This is a genomic window from Dapis brunnea BLCC-M229 (assembly GCF_050015995.1).
Taxonomy (GTDB): domain Bacteria; phylum Cyanobacteriota; class Cyanobacteriia; order Cyanobacteriales; family Microcoleaceae; genus Trichodesmium.
This window is the reverse complement of sequence record NZ_JBNHEP010000091.1, coordinates 85,779-105,980: the sequence shown is the minus strand read 5'-3', so window position 1 is coordinate 105,980 and position 20,202 is coordinate 85,779. Positions and strand designations below refer to the sequence as shown.

Annotated in this window: 16 protein-coding genes; 2 read left to right on the top strand and 14 right to left on the bottom strand. The window is 35.7% G+C overall.

Translation table 11 applies throughout. The features are described 5' to 3' along the window. Positions 1 to 93: 93 nt before the first annotated feature. The gene (locus ACP6PM_RS10595; RefSeq protein ID WP_426584384.1) at positions 94 to 912 is read right to left on the bottom strand and encodes a sensor histidine kinase; all 819 of its coding nucleotides are present in this window, start codon (positions 910 to 912) and stop codon (positions 94 to 96) included. Positions 913 to 1,796: 884 nt separating this feature from the next. Between ACP6PM_RS10595 and ACP6PM_RS10590 the strand changes: the two genes are divergently transcribed. Together ACP6PM_RS10590 and ACP6PM_RS10585 are read left to right on the top strand one after the other, a co-directional pair. Further along, on the top strand, positions 1,797 to 3,098 hold the full coding sequence (locus tag ACP6PM_RS10590; protein WP_426584382.1) for a glycosyltransferase family protein: 1,302 nt from the start codon (positions 1,797 to 1,799) through the stop codon (positions 3,096 to 3,098). Positions 3,099 to 3,481: 383 nt separating this feature from the next. Further along, positions 3,482 to 4,720, top strand: coding sequence for an SGNH/GDSL hydrolase family protein (locus ACP6PM_RS10585; RefSeq protein WP_426584380.1), 1,239 nt, complete (start codon positions 3,482 to 3,484; stop codon positions 4,718 to 4,720). A gap of 674 nt (positions 4,721 to 5,394) precedes the next feature. On the opposite strand, the gene ACP6PM_RS10580 is transcribed toward ACP6PM_RS10585, so the two are convergent. The 13 genes from ACP6PM_RS10580 to ACP6PM_RS10520 all read right to left on the bottom strand — a co-directional run bounded on the left by ACP6PM_RS10580 (position 5,395) and on the right by ACP6PM_RS10520 (position 19,407). Further along, entirely contained in the window at positions 5,395 to 6,177 is a 783-nt protein-coding gene (locus ACP6PM_RS10580; RefSeq protein WP_426584378.1) for an SDR family NAD(P)-dependent oxidoreductase, read from the bottom strand. A gap of 507 nt (positions 6,178 to 6,684) precedes the next feature. Next, entirely contained in the window at positions 6,685 to 7,422 is a 738-nt protein-coding gene (locus tag ACP6PM_RS10575) for a sulfotransferase-like domain-containing protein (RefSeq protein ID WP_426584376.1), read from the bottom strand. 79 nt (positions 7,423 to 7,501) lie between these two features. Continuing rightward, positions 7,502 to 8,818: an NAD(P)-dependent oxidoreductase gene (locus tag ACP6PM_RS10570; protein ID WP_426584374.1), complete on the bottom strand. Its 1,317-nt coding sequence runs from the start codon at positions 8,816 to 8,818 to the stop codon at positions 7,502 to 7,504. A 701-nt stretch (positions 8,819 to 9,519) separates the two neighbouring features. Then, positions 9,520 to 9,825, bottom strand: a complete 306-nt coding sequence (locus tag ACP6PM_RS10565) for a gamma-butyrobetaine hydroxylase-like domain-containing protein (protein WP_426584372.1) — start codon at positions 9,823 to 9,825, stop codon at positions 9,520 to 9,522. Positions 9,826 to 10,162: 337 nt separating this feature from the next. Then, on the bottom strand, positions 10,163 to 10,912 hold the full coding sequence (locus tag ACP6PM_RS10560; RefSeq protein WP_426584370.1) for a CmcI family methyltransferase: 750 nt from the start codon (positions 10,910 to 10,912) through the stop codon (positions 10,163 to 10,165). 28 nt (positions 10,913 to 10,940) lie between these two features. Then, positions 10,941 to 11,639, bottom strand: coding sequence for a class I SAM-dependent methyltransferase (locus tag ACP6PM_RS10555; RefSeq protein WP_426584368.1), 699 nt, complete (start codon positions 11,637 to 11,639; stop codon positions 10,941 to 10,943). Between the two features lie 304 nt (positions 11,640 to 11,943). Continuing rightward, positions 11,944 to 13,257: an NAD(P)-dependent oxidoreductase gene (locus tag ACP6PM_RS10550; RefSeq protein ID WP_426584366.1), complete on the bottom strand. Its 1,314-nt coding sequence runs from the start codon at positions 13,255 to 13,257 to the stop codon at positions 11,944 to 11,946. Positions 13,258 to 13,461: 204 nt separating this feature from the next. Next, complete coding sequence (locus tag ACP6PM_RS10545) at positions 13,462 to 14,166, bottom strand: class I SAM-dependent DNA methyltransferase (RefSeq protein ID WP_426584364.1); 705 nt, start codon at positions 14,164 to 14,166, stop codon at positions 13,462 to 13,464. A 145-nt stretch (positions 14,167 to 14,311) separates the two neighbouring features. After that, complete coding sequence (locus ACP6PM_RS10540) at positions 14,312 to 15,241, bottom strand: 2-oxoglutarate and iron-dependent oxygenase domain-containing protein (RefSeq protein WP_426584362.1); 930 nt, start codon at positions 15,239 to 15,241, stop codon at positions 14,312 to 14,314. A 385-nt stretch (positions 15,242 to 15,626) separates the two neighbouring features. After that, complete coding sequence (locus ACP6PM_RS10535; protein WP_426584360.1) at positions 15,627 to 16,307, bottom strand: class I SAM-dependent DNA methyltransferase; 681 nt, start codon at positions 16,305 to 16,307, stop codon at positions 15,627 to 15,629. A 292-nt stretch (positions 16,308 to 16,599) separates the two neighbouring features. Continuing rightward, positions 16,600 to 16,908: an NAD(P)-binding domain-containing protein gene (locus ACP6PM_RS10530; protein ID WP_426584358.1), complete on the bottom strand. Its 309-nt coding sequence runs from the start codon at positions 16,906 to 16,908 to the stop codon at positions 16,600 to 16,602. A gap of 199 nt (positions 16,909 to 17,107) precedes the next feature. Beyond that, complete coding sequence (gene eno / locus ACP6PM_RS10525) at positions 17,108 to 18,394, bottom strand: phosphopyruvate hydratase (protein ID WP_426584356.1); 1,287 nt, start codon at positions 18,392 to 18,394, stop codon at positions 17,108 to 17,110. A gap of 563 nt (positions 18,395 to 18,957) precedes the next feature. Continuing rightward, positions 18,958 to 19,407 carry a hypothetical protein gene (locus ACP6PM_RS10520; RefSeq protein WP_293104798.1) on the bottom strand — a complete coding sequence of 150 codons (450 nt, stop codon included), beginning with the start codon at positions 19,405 to 19,407 and terminating at the stop codon, positions 18,958 to 18,960. Positions 19,408 to 20,202 lie beyond the last annotated feature (795 nt).

The following is a 20,202-nucleotide window of genomic DNA, read 5'->3' as shown; positions in this document are numbered from 1 at the left end:
CAATCTCAACTTAAACGACTATAGTTATAGTAAATGTTTGACTCTTGTCACCAGATGTCTATTGTACCGATGCTACCAGATTCGACCTAATTATTAATTATTTGGTAAACTAATCACAAACTCCGTTCCTGTTCCTAATTCTGAAGTGCAAGTTATTTTGCCTCCATGTTTTTCTACTACTATTTGCCGAGAAATTGATAAACCTAAACCTGTTCCTTTTCCTACTCCTTTTGTGGTAAATAAATGCTCAAATATTTTCTGTTTTACTTTCTCAGAGATTCCCTGGCCATTATCTCTAATCCTGATAATTACTTGTTGTATTTCATCCTCAATTTCTGTCGTAATCCTAATCTGATTTGGTGCGGCTTTGATATCGGCGAAATTTTTCCCTGAATTACTTTCATCTAAAGCATCAATAGCATTAGCAATTAAATTCATAAACACTTGATTTAATTGTCCTGGATAACAGTTAATTTCTGGCAAATTTCCATAGTTTTTAACTACTTCTATTTCGGGGCGAACTTCATTAGCTTTGAGTCGGTGTCTGAGAATTAATAAAGTGCTGTCAATACCATCATGGATATTGAATGGAACTTTCGCTATTGTATCGCCACGAGAGAAAGTTCTCATTGATTTACTAATCTCGGCAATACGTTCTGTTCCTTGTTTCATAGAATTTATTAATTCTGGTAAATCTTTTCTCAAATAATCTAATTCTATCTCTTCTATTTTGTTTTTAATTGTTTGACTATTATGTTCAAATCCTTGTTGATAAAGATCCAACAAATCCATTAAATCCTGAATGTATTCGGTGGGGTTGCACATTAAAGAATGATAATAGACATCTCCAGAAAAGAAGGAACAGGGAACACTTAACTGGGAACAGGGAGAAATAATTAATAATTTATCCATAATAATTGATTTTATTTTTGATTGTTGGAGATGTCTAATAGATTTTAAACTGTACATATATTAAGGAAAGAATTATCCAAAATATCAAATGTTCGGATTTCATCATTCCTGACTGTGCAACGCCATCCATCAAGTGCGTAATTATGAGGAGACTTCAGAATTTCAGCAATTAACAATGAACAATTAATAATTAATAATTACCCCTTCTTAAAACGGATAGGATTGACTAAAAGGAAAATTTTTGATTTATCCCCTATCCAAGGGGAGACTTCAAGGCTTGAATTGTTGAATGAATAATTAATTGACTATCAACTCTTAATTATTCATTATTAACTATTAATTATTAATTATTCGGTAAGACGCACTCAAGACAGTTAAAAATTAAAAGTAAGATTTTGTCGGGTCAAAACTTTGACACTACAGTAATTTCAGGAAATTATTTTACATAGGGGGTTTGAAACTATTTGTGATATCTCTAAAGTGAATTGGTATAATAGTAGGTAATAGGGATAGAAAACTATTAGACCTCTCCAGAAAATAAAATTGCTCTTTATTTACTATAAGCTAAAGTTGTAAAATTTTCTGACAAAATCATTTTCTGCCCATTTTTACTGCAAATATATTTTCTTTTCCCTGTTTCCTGCCTTGAAAAAAAGTCTATATCTTTTTCACACCTATGTCTATTTAAGACAAGCTAGAGTTGTCAAATTCACTCTCTGAAATCATTTTTCGTATCTTTTTCGTGAAAATATCTTCCCAGTTAAGTATTCCCTACTAGCCTCAAAAAATCTATATCTTTTTCACCAGATGTCTATTTGTGAAATCTATAAAGTGAATTGATATAAACTAGAAAAGTTTACCTAACACATAATACCTAATACCCTATGCAGAAAGTTGATATTGTAATTCTTTCAAATGGTCCGGGAGAATTAGTTACCTGGGTAAGACCTGTTGTACAACAGTTGCGACGACAGGCAAATGTCGATCTAAGAATCTCTGTTATTCTTTCTCCTTGTCCTCATGCTACAGGAAAAGAAGTAGCGATCGCTCGTTCCTATCCAGAAGTAGACCGGGTACAACCACCAGAATATTTTTGGCGGTTTTTGCTCTGGGGTAAGACGGCAGAAAATTGGCATTGGCATCCCCAAGGAGTAGTTTTATTTCTGGGAGGCGACCAATTTTTTACTGTTGCGGTGGGAAAACGTTTGGGTTATCGCACTGTTATCTATGCTGAGTGGGATGCTAGATGGTGGCGTTGGGTAGATAAATTTGGGGCTATGAAGCAGGAAGTAGTTGCTCAAGTGCCTCCAAAATATGCTGACAAATTTACAGTCGTGGGAGATTTGATGAATGAAGTCAGAATTCTAAATTTAGAATTCAGAAGTGGTTTTTCTACCGAGGAAAGCAACGTAGAGTTAATTGGGTTATTACCTGGATCAAAACCTACTAAGTTGTCTTTAGGTGTACCTTTAACTTTGGCGATCGCTCAACATATCCACAAAATTCGTCCGCAAACTAGATTTATTATTCCAGTCGCTCCGACTCTTGACTTACTGACTTTAGCTAATTTTGCCGACTATCGCAAAAATCCGGCAATTGAAAAAATGGGTGGTGTAGGAGCCAAATTATTAATGCCTTCTTTGGATAGGAAGGAAACACAGAGTAGGGAGCAGGGAGCAGGTTTTGAAATTAACAATCCCAAACTGGTGACAACTGAAGGAGTAGAAATAGAATTGATAACTAACACTCCTGCTTACGATCTACTTTCTCAATGTCGTCTTTGTCTGACTACTGTTGGTGCCAACACCGCTGAACTAGGTTCCTTGGCAGTACCTATGATTGTATTATTACCCACTCAACAATTAGATATTATGAGAGCGTGGGATGGTTTACCTGGATTACTCGCAAATTTACCAGGAGTTGGTGCTGCTTTTGCTGCCGGAATTAATTGGTTAGTATTGCGCAAGGGGCAACTGTTTGCTTGGCCAAATATTTGGGCAAAAGAGGAAATAGTCCCAGAGTTGGTGGGAAAATTAAAACCTGAAGTTGTAGCGGAGTTAGTGTTAGACTTTTTAAGTCATCCAGAAAAGTTGGTAGAAATGAGCGATCGCCTCCGAAGTTTACGGGGTAAACCAGGAGCTGCACAAAAATTAACAGAAATTGTATTATCATTAAAGAGGGAGTAGGGAGTAGGGGGAAATAATTGATGATTTATGTACGATAATTAAGGCGTTGCTGAAACACGGTATGATTTGATAATTTGGGATTGTTTGAACTACTTGTTAATATTAACTGTTCCCTCCATACCTGTTCCCTGTTCCCTATTACCTATAAACTTACTTTCATACCTTAATTCAGCAATACCCGATAATTAATTTGATTTTTTATTATTGGAGATGTCTATTAATGTAAGTTAGAAAAAATTAAAGTAATAGCAATTTCATTAACTTAGGCTATAGTATTCTTATACTGAAACGTGAAATAATTTCCTGAAATTACTGTAACGTTAAAGTTTTGAGCCTATAAAATCTGACTTTTGACTTTTGACTTCTGTGAAACGGTATAAACTATGGCATTAACAATAAACGAATTATTTGACGAACAATTCTATCTCGAAGCAAACCCAGGAGTAGCTGAAGCAGTTGCCAATGGTACTATCAGCGATGGTTTTTTCCACTTTATTAGGTTCGGTCAATTTGAAGGTCGTGACCCCAGTGCCATTTTCAATACCGACTTTTATCTCGCTAATAACCCTGGCGTTGCAACTGTTGTAGAACAAAATATTCTCACCTCGACAGAACACTTTATCAACTTTGGTCAGTTTGAACAACGAGACCCCAGTGCTTTACTCAACACCAGTTTTTACCTAGACCGTTATCCAGGTGTTGCTGAAGCAGTAGTAACTACCCCACTTACTGCCACAGAACACTTTCTTAATTTTGGTCAATTTGAAGGTCGGTTACCACGTCTATTATTTAGCGATATTTATGTATTTGGCGATAGTTTGTCTGATACAGGCAATGCTTTTGCAGCTACTGACGGTCTGTTGCCACCAAGTCCTCCCTATTTTCAGGGGCGTACCAGCAACGGTCCCCTATGGGTAGAAACTCTCGCGCCTCAGTTAGCAGTAAGATCTGACCCTAACCTCAATTTTGCTGTCAATGGAGCAACCACAGGAATTATCAATACTTCCAACAACTTATTACCAGAGGGATCGCCCCCAGTATTGATAGGTTTACAAACACAAATTGATAATTTTATTGGAGAAACTCCTGCCACCGATCCAGATGCTTTATATGTAGTGTGGGCAGGATCTAATGATTATTTAGGCAATGTTCCTCCAAATGTGCAGTCAAGTGTAGGTAATTTATCAGTGGCAGTAAATAAACTTGCTAGTATTGGAGCCAGAAATTTTGTTTTACCAAATATACCAGACTTAGGAGTAACTCCACTTGCACAGACTCTTCCTCCTGAACAACAACAGGCATTAACTTTATTAACTGAAGGTCATAATAGTGCCTTAGCAGCAGCTTCCCAAATATTAGAACAAGACCCAAATATTAATATTATTAATGTTGATATTCGGACTATAGTTGATAATATAATTGCTAATCCTAGTGATTTTGGTTTTACAAATGTCACAGATAGTTTCTTGGCTTCTGGTCCTAATAACCCTGATGATTTTCTATTCTTTGATCTGATACATCCTACAACTAATGCTCATAGTTTTGTAGCAGATGACGCAATAAAATCAATTACAGAAATTTCTGAATTGCTCAGTATTTTGGAAATATCTCCTGGTTTTTGACTGAAAAACATAGGATTCAAGTATCATCAGATAGAAACTTAGAGTTGCTGAAGCACGGGTATAATTTTTAAATTAGGGAGTAGTTCGTTCTCAATAGGAACGGGGACAAGTAGTAATATTATCTCCGGATAAACACTAACTTTAAAGTCCGCAGCGACTGGAACTCGTGGAAGGAAGTAATCTCATGGGTTTTAGATATTTGTTCTATTTATTCCTTATGATAACTATTCAACCGGACATGATATTATATGATGTCCGCTGGTATCGTTTGTGTAAAAGTTAGCGTGAATATCTACAGGAAATTTAAGTTTTTTCAAGCTTTTAAGTATTATTTTCTCTCTCCTAGATAACCAAAGCCTTCTTCCTTACTTACCGAAAAATTTTGGTTTAAAGTCTCCCCTTTTAAGGGGATAATAAATAAAAATTTTCATGATTAGTCAATCCTATCCGTTTTCAATAATTAATTATTAATTATTGAAAATACCGATGCTACCGGACTTGATATAAAAGGGGGTGAATATTTATAACTCATATCTTAGATTATCCTACACCAAATTTTGAGTAACTAGATAGTTAACTTTCTAGGCCGATCGCTACCAGGGAAAAACGAATTTCCATCACCTGTTTTCCCGCTGATCAAATACTTCAACGTTGCGATCGCTCTGATTTTTTTTTCACCACAACGAACCTGCTGATATTGTTATATCCTCCATTGTAATACCCAATGCCTCATCACGACATAGAAAAACAGCGAGTTCGCCAACTTCTTGTGGTTGTATGAGTCTCTTCTGAGGATAGCTTTCCTTGATTTCCTCTAAATATTCAGCGGCAGTTCGGCCTTCAGTTTCAGCAAGTCGCATAGCCACTTCTGTAGCCATCTTAGTTTCCACCCAACCAGGACTAATTGAGTTACAAGATACTCCGTGGGCTGCTCCTTCCAAGGCAACACAACGAGTTAACCCTAGAATTGCTGCTTTGGAAGTGCAATAGGCAGCGTGCAGTGGAACACCCACTGAAGCATAAGTAGAGGCAATATTAATAATACGACCCCATTTGCGTTCGATCATTCCCGGAAAACATAGTTTGGTAGTGCGATAGATACCGTTGAGGTTAATATCTATAACTTTATACCACTCTTCGTCTGGATGATTGGAGATTGTATGCTCACAGGCTATTCCCGCAGCATTGACAAGAATATCAACTTTGCCGAATTCCTTCATTGTCGCATTATAAAAAGCCTGAACTGAATCAGTTGAGGATACATCCAGGTTCATTACTAGAGCTTTGACTCCTTGTGACTCAATTTCAGCTTGGCATGAACTTGTGCTAGCGGAACGAGAACCGACTGCAACATTAGCTCCACTTTGAGCTAGTGCAATAGCAATAGCTTTACCTATGCCAGATGTACCACCTGTTACTATTGCTATGCGATTTTGAAGAAATTTTGTTTGACTCACATTCCTCACCAACTATAAGCCTAAGAAGCTAATTTTACAGAACTTTTGACGATAATCAGGTACACTTTAATACTAATCTTAGCGTTGCTGATTTTAGGCATGAAATTCCTATATTTAAGTGTAAATCAGAGCTTTTTCCGTGCCTTAAAGAGGGGAAACAGCTCCTTTCTAGCTCTTGACAATCTATTATATTCAGCAACGCCCTAATCTTCTATTACTTATTCCTTAAAGTCCTCAAATTTTGTACCCCATTAACTTGAAAACTGCCGTAATAATACAAATAGAAAATCAACTATAGCAATCCGCGCATAGGTTGCGGGTAATCAAAAAGTAGATAAAAAAAGCGAAACTCCCACCTGTTCCCAGTTAAGTGTTCCCTCTCTTGGTGCGCGTTCCCTTGCGTCTGTCGCCGACGCGGGGTCGCACCGCTGTTCCCTAAAAGCGGTGAGATTTTTATACACAAATATACAGGGGATTGCTATAGTTAGTATGTAGAGCGAAAAATTGTTATTCAATCCGCAGTCGATATTCATAAAGTTTTTGGTAGTAAGGTAAACAAAATTCATAGGCTTTCTTTAAATGTTCGTTATCTTCAATCCTCACATAATCTTTTTTTTCTCTTTCTTTAAATCCTTGACTAGATAATACATAATTATGCCATCCCCCTTCCCATTCATTGATTGCAGGTTGAGGTTCAGCTTTCCATTCTAGAGCTTTTTCAATAAATGGTATGCCTATAACATTACAATAGGCTTTAACAGTTGCTTCGGTTTTTTTTACTAGATCATCTGAATCAATTACTACTGGCAGTTTTCCACTAATTTCTTGAGCCATTTCAAACAGCTTATATAGTTCAGCATATCCAGTTTCTTCTAAGGTAAAATCAGGCCAATTATTAAAAAGAGATGGCAACATTTTTTCTGGATGTCTAATCAGAAAACTATTATTAAAATTAGACAAAAACTCTTGATTAGCGACAGGTGCAACCTGGTAACTCATATCTTTAATAAAAATTGGTTGCTTTTCATTTTCTTGCTTTAATTTTTCCAAAGTAAAATCAAAATTGTATTGGGGATCTGGCTCTATGTCTGGATAACGGGTAGTATTACGACGCTCTTGGGAGTAGTAAAAAGATTTTCCAAAAGGTTCGTCATGTACGCAAAAATCTCCTCTTTCCCGCATCATACGCTCAAATGCAGTGGAAGTTGAGCGTGGTACTGCCCATAAAGCTAATATTTTTTTCATTTTTTCAGTTCCTACTTAGTTTACTTTAGTTTAATATCTCTCAATTTTGTTTGTGATTTTTGAAATCCCTTTGCTTATATCATTTTTCTAACAGAGCAATTATCTTATTAATTGTGGGTATCTTTGCTGTTTGATCGAAGTTATAGTCTTTAAATTTGGCGATTATTCTATCATTAGGTTGATAGGAATTTTCATTATCAGACACCCAACTACTTCCACAACCCCAGCGAATAACATTAACTAATAAGTCTTGGGTTAATCCTATATTCTGACCTAATTTATAAGACTCCTGTAAAATGAGGTAATTGATATATGCCATAAACTCTGTCAGAGTTTGAGCAATTTCTTCTAGGCAATTTTGTAATTTCTGCTTAGGTCTATCATAGTTAAATTGATAGGGGTGAGGTTTGATTCGACCAAAATCATCTTTAACAAACTTATGAGAATAAACATAGTTCCGATTTAAACCGTAGGGGGAAGGTGCTGTAAATTCTGGTATTCTCAAATCTAAGTTATTCTCATCTTCAACTAATTTAGTCACAATGATGTAATTATCTGCAGATTTATATTTCTCTCCAGCTTGCCGATATCTGGCTTCAATGATTCTCCCCAAAGGTAAAGGAACATTGAATTCCTCAGCTAATTTCACAGTTAAATCAGTATCCTTAACTGCTATTTCTAAACTACAGGAATAGTCGTAACTACCATCAAAGACAAATGGAGATATTTGTTCGGCTGCAAAACTATTGCCTTGGGATGCTTTGATAAATTCCCACATCCAATCTAAGGGTATTTCATGCTTTTTAGCAATCACCAGTACTTCGCCCAAGATAACTATAGCAGTATAACACAGTAAGTTAGTCAACAGCTTAACCCCTTGTGCTTGCCCTATTTTATTGAGAACAAAAAATGAGATTTTACCGATGCCATTTAAAACTGGATGACAGCTATCAAACCCTTGTCGATCTCCACTAACATAAAAACTTATGTTACCAAAATCTACCCCCATGTGGGATAAATTACTCACAGGAACTTCTAGACTATAAACACCTTTTTTCTTAGCTTCCCCAGCAATATACTGGGTATTATGATAATCTGTGGTTGAAAAATCAATCCAAGTCGATCCAGTTTTCATTCCAGCCAAAGCCCCATTGTCCCCTAACATATTCTCTGTAACATGATGGGGTAAAGGTAGATTCGTCATCACAATATCAGCATCTTGAGCAACTTCTTTTGGACTATTATACCAAACTGCTCCTGCTTCAATTACTGTTTTAGCTGCTTTGACATATTTATCATAAACTTGCACGCGATACCCTAATTCTAAGAGTTTAAAAATCATGGGTCGTCCCATATAACCTGTTCCAATATAAGCAACTGTAGCCTTGTTTTTCATCTAATTTTTTTCCCTACAAAATAATAGACATCTTTGATAATAAAAAATAAAATCAATTATTGCCAAGAAATAATCAAATTTTTTCCCCTACTCTGTAGAAACGTTGCATGGAAGGTCCCTACCTACTCCCTCTTTTCCAGACAGGTCTAATAGACTTGTTGCTTTATAACTAAAAAACACTGGCAAACCATTGTCATGTAAGGATTTTAGCTATTCCTTGTTTAAAACGTCTGGAATTACTACTGTATCTTAATTTGAGCGATTTTTTCCATCTATTTAGCGACAACTCTAATATATCTAGAGAGTACAAAGTTCTGCTAAAAAACGATTTGCTTTCAAGACTGAAAGTATTACTGGCAAAGGCTTAGAGCACCTAAAGTTCGTTTGGGGAAAGTTTCTTACCTTAAGATCCCTGAAAGCCTGAGATAGCAATAGTTATTCCAAGAACTTTCCACTGTCTAGTAATAGATATAAAGATTGGTTAAGCAATAAAACTATTGGTTAAGTAAGTCACGAGCTAGCTCATCATTAGACAATTATTCATAAACAGCGATCGCTTCACCCAAAACATCCATTTTCGGTTCTACGTCAACCCTGGAGTGTCTGGGGCAAAAGTCTTACCCCCTTGATTCCTCGCACCACCTGTAGCTGTCTCCACAGTTAACATTTCATGGTATACAAAGTTGCCCCTAAGTGAGTTGCTAGCGACTTTGTCCTTTTTGATGCTTGCTATTGTTGCCATCTTGGTTTTGATCGTAAGCATAAGTTATCAACCATTCAATGGGAAAGATGCTCCGATGTGGAGGGTGTTCATCCCAGTCAATTATCAATTCCTTATCTGTTAACTCTACAAATTTTGGCTTTGGGATTTCTTTTCCTTTGTTGAAGTCATAGAGTTTCTGAAAATAGCTAGGATGGCGACTTTTCTCAGACAGACAATTATCGCGTAACCAAATGTAGTGAAAGCGTTTGTTTTTAACTGCCATCAAAGATTTATTTTCTTTCATTACTGGCTCAGATTAGATAATAATGTTGTCAAAAAAAGTTTACACTGAAAAAAACTTCTAAGGTTCAAACAAATAAAGTAGATCGACCTCAGATAATGAACTTAGGAGTCGTGTAAGAATAACCTGAACAGTTTTTTTGATGGAAGCTAGATTTCACAATCTATTTCAGATAAAATTTGTAGAACTTATTTTTACATGATGCCTTAGTCTCGCAAGCCTAAATACATATAAAAATTATTGGTAGTCCTGTAGATGTAGTGATATTTATAAGTGAACTCCTTTGACTGTCAGGAGCCTAACTGCAAAAATCACTACTTGTACACCACTACCAAATTATTTAAACTCGCTTCAAAATAGAGTTCCAGTTTTTAGAGCCATTGTAACCAAATAAATCTTGATAGTAAGTATCAACTAAGTATTCATCTTCATGGGAATACAACCATTTTTTCATATTTCTTAACTTCTCTAAACCTTCCTCCATTTCTTGCTTCTCTTCCCAAAATGGATTGTCCCAAAAAGTCCAAAGTGATGGATTAGTGTCTTCTACAATAAAGTAGTCCCCTGTTTGTAACCCATTCTGATGAAAGTAGTCACAAATTCCTATGGTATTAATATGGACATCATCAATTAACAGCCAAGGATGGGGTAAATTAGCTAGAAGACTAGGAGGTAAAGCTGTTTCTATATGGTTACAATCTCCTTGGATAAAGTGAATGTTAGGCATTAATTTGGCTTTTTCATCTAACAAGCTGAGATCAATATCCACAGCATAAATTTCTCCTTGAATACCAAAAATTTCCAAGTTATCTGCTAACCACAGGGCACTTCCTCCATTGAGTGCCCCCAGTTCAATAATTGTTTTAGGTTGCAACTCAGACAGAATCATGGGATAGGTGGCAATCTCAGTACACCCTTTATTCAAGATAATCCCTTTCCAGGTTTGCAAATAAGTATTTTTGAGCAAAGTTGGCCATACAGAACTAGGAATATCACTTCGTTCCTCTCGCTGTGATATTTTGACAAAGCGATCGCTTTTAGATAATACTGTTTGATGTTTGGCCTCTTTGATAATATCTGTATATTTCATATTATTATTCTGGGATAATGTTGTATACTTAAGGTTTTATAGACAAAAAAGTGACAAATCCAATTCTAGCATTTATGATTTCTATTTGAGAAAAACCAGTTTGAGTTAATAAATCTAGATTTTGTGTGACAGACAGAGGATTTAATACACCTTCTAATTGTTGTTTCTTCCGTTCAATTTCTTCATTACTTAATCCTTTGTCTTGTTTAAAAAGTATATATTTATTTTCTATTATTTTACTTTGAAGTGTTTTTTCTGTCAGGATAAATAATCCTTTACTAATTAGAGAATCAAAAATATCTTTTAAGTATTTTTCTCTTTCTTTGATGAAATGAAGAGTCCAATTACAAATTATAGCATTAAAACTCATATTTTCAACGAATGTTTTCGTTTGAAATAATCTGGAAGGAAAGTCTTTGTCAACTTTACTCAAGTTTTTATAAGCTACTTTTAGCATTTCTGGAGAATAATCTATCCCAAACAAATTTGTGAAACCCTGTTTGTATAAATACAACAATGTATTACCACTAGCACATCCCACATCAATGATATACCCATCTTTAGGTACATTATCTTTAAGTATATTAATTGTTAACTCTATTACTTTCCAATAATCAGGTATATGTTTTTCCGCCTCATCAGTAAACCTATTAGCTATTTCAGCACCAAAAATCCAATCTTGCACATCATTAGATTTTTTTTCTGGATCTTCTTTATTTTTGTGCATATAAAAAATATTGAACCTAAAAATTATAGGTTATTATACTATTTCTAAATAACAATGTGTTGATATTAACACTTAATAGTTTGCTCATTTTTTAATTAAATCATGTCCGGTAGAACAATTATAATTAGGCTTGTAGTTGGACTTTAGCCCAGACATAAATATTTTACAGCAGTTTTCATTTCAATAGAGCGCAGTAGGGACGTTGCATGCAACGTCCCTACAACGTTTTGGTTATGGCGATGTGGTTCATCAATTTGAAAAGGACTTTAGGGGCTAAAGCCCAACTACAAACAAAAAACTGCTTTTAACGACTCAGATGTGCCAGCATCTTTGTCATAACTGGAAGTTTCACTTTGTTTCCAAAATCAAAGGATTTAATCTTCTCAACAATCTCTGGGTTTGGTTGATAAGTATCAATATTATCAGATACCCAACAGGTTCCAACACTCCAACGAATCACATCCACTAATAATTCATCAGTTAAGCCCATATTTTTCCCTAGATCATTAGCTTCTCCTAAGACTAAATAATTAATATAAGCCATAAAATCTGTTAGAGATTTAGCAATATCCATTAACTTTTCATCTTCTAATGGTTCCGGTGCTGCATATTCCAGTTGATAAGGCAGAGGTTTAATGCGCCCAAAACTATCAGTTACTCTTTCTTCAGAATGAACGTAACTCCGATCTAAACCATAAGGAGAAGGAGCGGTAAAATCAGGCAACCGCAAATCTAAATTATTGTCTTCTTCAATTAATTTAGTGACTTTCACATGATTATCATGAGCATCATATTTCTGTCCAGCTTCTCGATATCTTTCTTCAACAATACGCCCTAACGGTAACGGAATCTTCAATTCGTCAGCTAATTGAACTGTTAAATCAGTATCTTTTACCGTAATTTCTAAGGAACAGGAATAATCATAACTGCCATCAAAAATAAAGGGACTTACTTGCTCTGTCACTACACTATTTCCTATGGAAGCTCGAATATAATCCCACATCCATAACAAAGGAATGCCATATATTTTGCAAATCATATAAACTTCCCCTAATATCAACATTTGTGAATAAAACAACAAGTTGGTTAACAATTTTACGGTTTGAGCTTCACCTATAGTTTTACTAACAAAGAAGGAAATTTTGCCTATAGCATCAAGGGTTTCTTTGCTCAGATCGTAGCCTTCCCGGTCTCCACTAATATAGAAACTGACATTACAAAAATCTATACCCATGTGAGAGAGATTACTCACGGGAGATTCTAAACTGAATAATCCTTTTTTGGCAGCTTCTCCTGCTATATGTTGGGTATTATGGTAGTCGGTTGTGGAAAAATCCATCCACGTTGCACCAGGTTTCATCCCTTCCACTGCACCAGTTTCCCCTAACATATTTTCTGATACATGATGGGGTAAGGGTAAATTGGTAATCACCAGATCTGCCCCTTGAGCTGCTTCCTTGGGACTATCTTTCCAAATTGCCCCTTTGGCAATGACTGTTTTTGCTGCTTCTGGATACTTATCATAAACTTGAACTTCATACCCATCATTCAGCAGTTTGTAGATGTGCTGTTTGCCCATTGCACCGGTGCCGATGTAGGCAATTTTCTGTTTAGTCATAATTTCCTTTTGATTTTTTAATCTGTACAAATATAGCAATGTGCTCTGGTATATTTACACATTATTTTTCGTACATCTTTATATAGACTGCACTTAATAGCTCTAAGTTGTAAATGCCCGATCGCGCATTGCTATAGTTTTGATGGTAAATTTAATTATACAAATCGAGTTTATGCATTCATTAATTATGTCATAATTGCTGTATTATTTGTAGCTGACTAAAAACTTGCCATCAATAATCTGATATTCTTGCTTAAATCCTGCATCAATCAGCGCTTGAGTTGTCTGTAGTTCATCAAAAACATAAAAACGGCAAAATTGTTTGCTCTTTATTTCTCCATTAGCTTCAGAAAACACGTAGCACTTATCAATATAATTTCCCTCCTTCTTAATTTTCTGCTCATAAAAAATCTCATCTTTAATTTCCTTTTTATAGTTGGTATGACCTCCCTGAATTCCCAATGCTAATAATCCACCCTCGTCTAAATGACTGTGTAACTTTGCCAGCAACTGCTGATTTTTTTCTGGATCAATTATGTGGCTAGAAATCCTATATTCTCCATCTTCTTCCAATATACAAATAACACCTCCAGTTGAAACTATAGCTTCAAACTTTTCCTTACTTTCAAATTCTATAATATCTTCACAAATCAACTTAACATCTGAATTTACTAATCTCTTCTTAGCAATTTCCAACATTCGGGGAGAAAAATCAACGCCAACAATGTTATAGTTTGCCAAGGAAAGCATTTTTTCAGTAAGTAATCCAGTTCCTATACCAATATCTAAAACTTTTCTTCTAACACCAAGTAAGTTGTACAAGATATTGCTAAGGTAATCAAAGTCAAAGTATCCACTTGTCAATAGGTTGTCATAATAATTGGCTATATCAACATACTCATTAATCATTATATTTTATTTGTTCTTATCAATTATGTTGAACCTAACTCAATTTATAGATAAGCATAGTCATCAAAGCCTTAATAAATTGGTTATCAAGTAATTTATTAAAGCTTAATTTGTGGCAATTATTGAGTTTTTGTCTATTTATAAATTAGACTATTTCTTTAGCCCTACCTGCCCCTTCACGGGTTTCCCAAATTGACACAAAATTCTTTAACATTACTTCTTTAGAACTAATTTTTTCAGTAGTATCAAATGGTTCAATTATTGCATCAATATTTGGATAAACAAAGAAGGGAATTGATATTCTAGTTGCTTCAGAATTACGATGAATTACTTCATGGGGCGTACTAACAAATAATCCTTTTGTCCACATTTGTAACATATCCCCTAAATTAATCACAAAGGCATCTTCTATACAGGGAGCATCTATCCATTCATCTTTAGTATGAACTCTTAAAGAAGGCTGGGGAAAATATTCTTGAATTAAAACTGTAAATATGCCATTATCCGTATGTTTTCCTGCTTTTCCCATCCCTGCTGGATAATAAATCGTGCGTTGGATTAATGTTGGCTCTGTAAAAAATCTATCGAACCAATTGGCTTCTAATCCTAACGCTAAGGCTAATCCTTTTAATAACTTAGGAGTTACCTTTGTCATAATTTCATTTTGTAGCTCATAATGAGAACCAGCAAAACCTGGAGCTACACTATCATCAGGTATAACTGTCGGACCGGTAAAAGGTTCCTCAGATAGAGGTCTTTCTATACCTAAATCGAAAACTTGTTTGGGGTCAAACCCAATTTCTTTATTCAGAAATTCTCCATACAAAGGAACGTAACCCCTGCAAGTTTTGGGATAAACTTTTTGGACGTCTTGACGGTAGTTTAATTTAACATCTTCAGGTAGTTCAAAAAAATTTCGGGATGCCTCAATAGTTTGATTGATTATTTCTGAGGAAACTCCATGTTCTTTTAGATAGAAAAAACCATGTTCATAGCAAACATCGTACAATTTTTTAATTTCTTCAGGGCTAGCTTTTTCTAATTCTGATAAGGAGATAATTGGCAGACTTCTCATGGCATCAATACCTATATATAGTTTAATTTCCCATCTAAAATTTCCGCAACAAAAACTATAGAGTTAGCTAATTTTTGCTTTCCTCTATTGGTAGAAAATAGTTAAAGTTTCGGTAAAACCTAGGGAGTTGATTCTATCAGGTTTTCTGTTTGACTCTTTTGCCCTATCGGGAAATAACAAGGGCTATTTTAAAATACTAAGACTAATTAAAAACAGTACCCAAGCAACACTTTTAACAACCTCTTGTTTGTAGAAAGAAACAGGAGTAGTGCTGCATAACTTTTCGGGGTGGAAAAATTATCAGAATCAACATCCTAGGTAACACTAGCTGCACCCGATCGCCTAAAACATAGTGAGCTTTTGCTCTTCGCTCACAGCAGCTTTATTAACAAACTGCAAAAGCCCAATAATGTGCCCCTTCTTCAGCAATATATGGACCATCTTTAACATGATTGACCAATTTGACTTTACCTTCTTGTTGGTAGCGATCGCAAACCTCTTGGAAATTAGTGCTGTCGTAATAGCTCTTGCGGGTGCTTACTACTACCCAGCCACCTGGTTTAGTAATCCGAATTAGCTCTAATAAAGCAGTTGGAGGCACATGACCTAAAGTAAATACCCCACAGCAGACTGTAGCATCATACTGATTGTCCTCATAAGCTTCATTTATTTTAGTGAGGTCAATTCCACTTTCGAGAACATTATAAGCACCTGTCGAACGAGCTTGTTCTACCATTCCTTCAGAGAGATCGCATCCATCTACATTCTGATAACCTTTTTGCTTGAGGACAATACCCACTAAACCTGTACCACACCCTGCATCCAGGATTTCCATATGGCGATTGCTTGCATCTATGGTTTTCAACCCATTATCGCTCTTGGACTCTGCCAAGAAATTGACAATGTATTTAGGACCTGTATACTCTTCGTTGGATACGTCACTATCATAGGCAGTCGCCCATTGATCGTAATATTCTTGTATCTTTTCAGGATCGCCTGACAGAACATGAGCTCCTTTGATGGCATCAAAACTATCCTTGCTTTTAGTTGTTACTGCTTGATTCATAATCTTTAATTGTTCTAAACTACTTTTTTTTGTTTTTCCTTGTTACGACTTTCTCCTAGCTTCTGTTGTTTTCAACAACATTCTGCTAGAAGCGTTGAGGTAATATTAAGTGTTCGAGCCTTAATTAAATTGCTCTCCCTCAAAAAATTTCAAGCTTCCTTAAGCTAAATGTTTAACTTATCCTAAAATTGACACCATTTTTGTTGTTATGTATGGTATCTTTCTACTCTTGTGTAAATCTCTCTGGTGAATTTTGGCTATTCTGGGAATATTTGGTTGATAACCTGATTCGTTATCGAAAATCCAAGACCATATTACCACATCTATAATAATATTTCTCTGTAGCGCCTTTGTTTATTCCTTCAATCGAACCATTTTTGCCAGACATATTTTCTGAGGGCAAACAAGCAATTAGCACCCGACAGTCTCTAGTTAGTTCTTTTGGGTAATCTTCCCGTGTTCCTCCTGATGCTACCACTCTTTCTTTTTGGTTATACTTATTCTGAACTTTGAGCGTGTAGCCTTTCTCAAGTAGTTTGAATCTCATTGGCCGACTCATTGTTTCTGTTCCAATGAATAAATCCTTAGTTTTATTTGTCATCAAAAATCTTTCTTGCTAAAGGTACAAAAAGTCCTATAAATTCAACATTAGTTGAGAAAGTAATTATAGTCAACAGTTAACTTTTGGCTTAATCCCTGAGAAATGGGAAGAAACTCTAGGATTACGCCAGTTGAGTTTCTATCCCTAACATTTTTGGTGTTATAGGTCAGTTTTCGCTAGTTTTATGCTATCACTAACTCTAATTTCTACCTTTTGGCCCTAAACCTATTGCACCTGCATAGACGGCGCGATCGCCCAATTCATCTTCAATCCGCAACAGTCGATTATATTTGGCCACCCGTTCGCTACGACAGAGGGAACCTGTTTTAATCTGACCTGCACGGGTGGCCACGGCTAAATCAGCGATCGTTGTGTCTTCTGTTTCTCCTGAACGGTGACTGATAACTGAGCGATAACTGTTACGAGTTGCTAAGTCAATAGTTTCTAGAGTTTCGGTCAAGGAACCTATTTGGTTGAGTTTAATCAAAATTGAGTTACCGCCACCCATATCAATACCTTTTTGTAGGCGAGAAGCATTGGTAACAAATAAGTCATCTCCTACTAATTGGATTTTGCTACCTAACTTTTGGGTTAGCTGCACCCAACTTTCCCAATCTTCTTCATGTAAACCATCTTCGATGGACACAATGGGATATTGATCGACTAAACTAGCTAAATAATCAATCAACTCACTAGGAGAATGAGTTGCCCCGTCATAAGTGTAGTTACCATCTTTGTAAAATTCGCTGGCAGCTACGTCTAACGCTAAGGCGATTTGTTCTCCTGGTTTGTAACCAGCTTTTTCAATAGCTGCAATTAATATATCTAATGCTTCTTGGTTGGAGCCTAAGTTGGGAGCGTAACCGCCTTCATCTCCTACTCCACCTAGTAGATCTTTCTCTTTTAAAACTCCACTGAGGGTGGCGAATACTTCTGCTCCCCACCGCAATGCTTCTTTAAATGAGGCAGCACCTACAGGTACAATCATAAATTCTTGAATATCTACGTTATTGGCAGCGTGAGCACCACCGTTAATGACGTTCATGAGGGGTACTGGAAGTAGACTGGCTTGAGGACCACCTAAATAGCGATATAATGGCATACCAACAGAGTTAGCTGCTGCTTTGGCTGTTGCTAGGGAGACTGCTAGAATTGCGTTTGCTCCTAGGTTGCTTTTGTTAGGGGAGCCGTCTATTTCGATCATTTTGCTGTCAACTAAGGTTTGGTTGAGAGCATTGATTTTGACTAGGGTGGGGGTAATTTGTTCTTCTACATTTTTGACTGCTGTGAGTACCCCTTTGCCACTGTAGCGTCCTTTGTCTCCATCCCGAAGTTCGTGGGCTTCAAAGCTGCCTGTTGATGCACCACTGGGCACTTGGGCTAATCCCATAATCCCATTGACTAGATGGACTTCTGCTTCTACAGTTGGACGACCACGAGAATCAAGAATTTCTCTGGCGTGGATTGATTCAATAGCTGTCTCCATACTTTTGATTCCTTATATTGTCAAGTTTAATGGCATTGGCTAAATTTAAGTGCTAGTTATGGTTGACTAGGATTCCAGAATGTTTATCGTCTCTGGAGTTATCAAACAGGATTGGGTCGCACAACCCTGCCTTGATTAGCAAAATGTTTTTGCAGGGTTGCTCAAAAGCCCCTGTGAAAAAAACAACTTCTAACTTATAACTTCTGACTTCTGACTTTGTTCAAGGGAGTTGTATTTTTGGACCATAATTAGCAATCTTTAGCTATTCCACTGACAGAATAAGGGTTAATTTTGCTTTTTAGCTAGAGATCAAAAATGTTTAATAATTTTATTACCACTGATACAAGGTAAACATTAAAAATTTTAGATTTTTTTTTATAATTTAGTTATTGTTTGATTTTGAGAAACTGTTTTAGTTGATAACTTATGTAGAAAGTCTGTCCTAGTATCTTGATAATTTGGCATGAAATTTAGCTATCATTAATCTTGCCCTTTCATAAAGTTTAGACCCTAAGATTTTCGGCGAGGGTTCAGACCCATTTTTTTGGCGATTAATTTTTGGTTTAAGCAGATTTAGGATTAAAGCTAATTGCTGATGATGCCCAACTTTGCAAATCAGGGGCTAAACGAATTAATTTTTGATGAATTTCATCTGTCACCCACAAGACTAAGGGAAAGTGAAAGTTTAGGAAGTTATTTCTGACTAAGTTAGCTGCAGTTAGTACTTTATCTAAGGTATTAACTGACTCTAAACTCTTAACCATTAAAGCTTTGGGTAAGCTATGACCTAGATTTTGGTTAATACTGGAGTAAAGTGTATCTGTAAAATTGTCTAATGCTAATTCTTGGTATTCTACAGGGTATTCTGCTTTGAATTTTTGGAGGATTTCTTCTCTTAATTCTGGAGAATTACAACGGACTAAAATTAGGGAAAAATCACCCTCAGATAGAGTTATCGCTCTAGCTAAGGTTTGTAGCGATCGATCGTTATGTCCAACTTTACTTTTCTTCATCTTAAGCATTTCTTATATATATTTTTATTATCAGATATTAGTGATGATTCAAAAGTTAATATTTTTAACTTATGGTTTAATACTTTCACTATATTTATTCAATAATGTAGTGAAGATTTCTGGCAAACTACCTATTACTTCACTACTATAGAATTTTATTATTATTAAATAATGATATATCTGTGATTATACAGTAAAAATTTAAAAATTTAGAGTTTGGGTTGGTACTATAAGTAAGTTTTATCACGCATTTTTTTGATGACTATGATTATATTTACGGACCTATATCTGCTTAAAAGTGATTACTTTTGTAATATTTATATCTTTTATCTAGTTAAATTTACTGATGTTTTTAGATTTAACTTACATTATATATCCGCAAAAATACTTATTCGCTATGTGATAAATATCATCCTATGAGTTAGAAGTGAGATTTAATAATTATTTAATATTTTCCCAAGCAAATATATTTTTTTTGATCTATGACAATATGATTTAAGTTTTGAGGTATTGGAGAGTTTTAGGGAACACTCAACTGGGAAGACGGAACAGAGAAGAATAAGAGAGTGAATGCACAAGCAAAGATTAAGATAGCGCTTAGTGCTTAATATTGGGTATGTTTGGTGGGTTGCGGCTCCCATTCCTGAGCATAGGTCTTGTCGCCTTTTCATGTCGGCGACAGCCGAAGCCCACCCTACGCCTGGATTTAATATTCCTTTTACAAACAGTCTCTAAAAAAACGTATATTTTATTCTATCCTTTTAAGGAACACCTCAATTCTCACAACTGATTCCT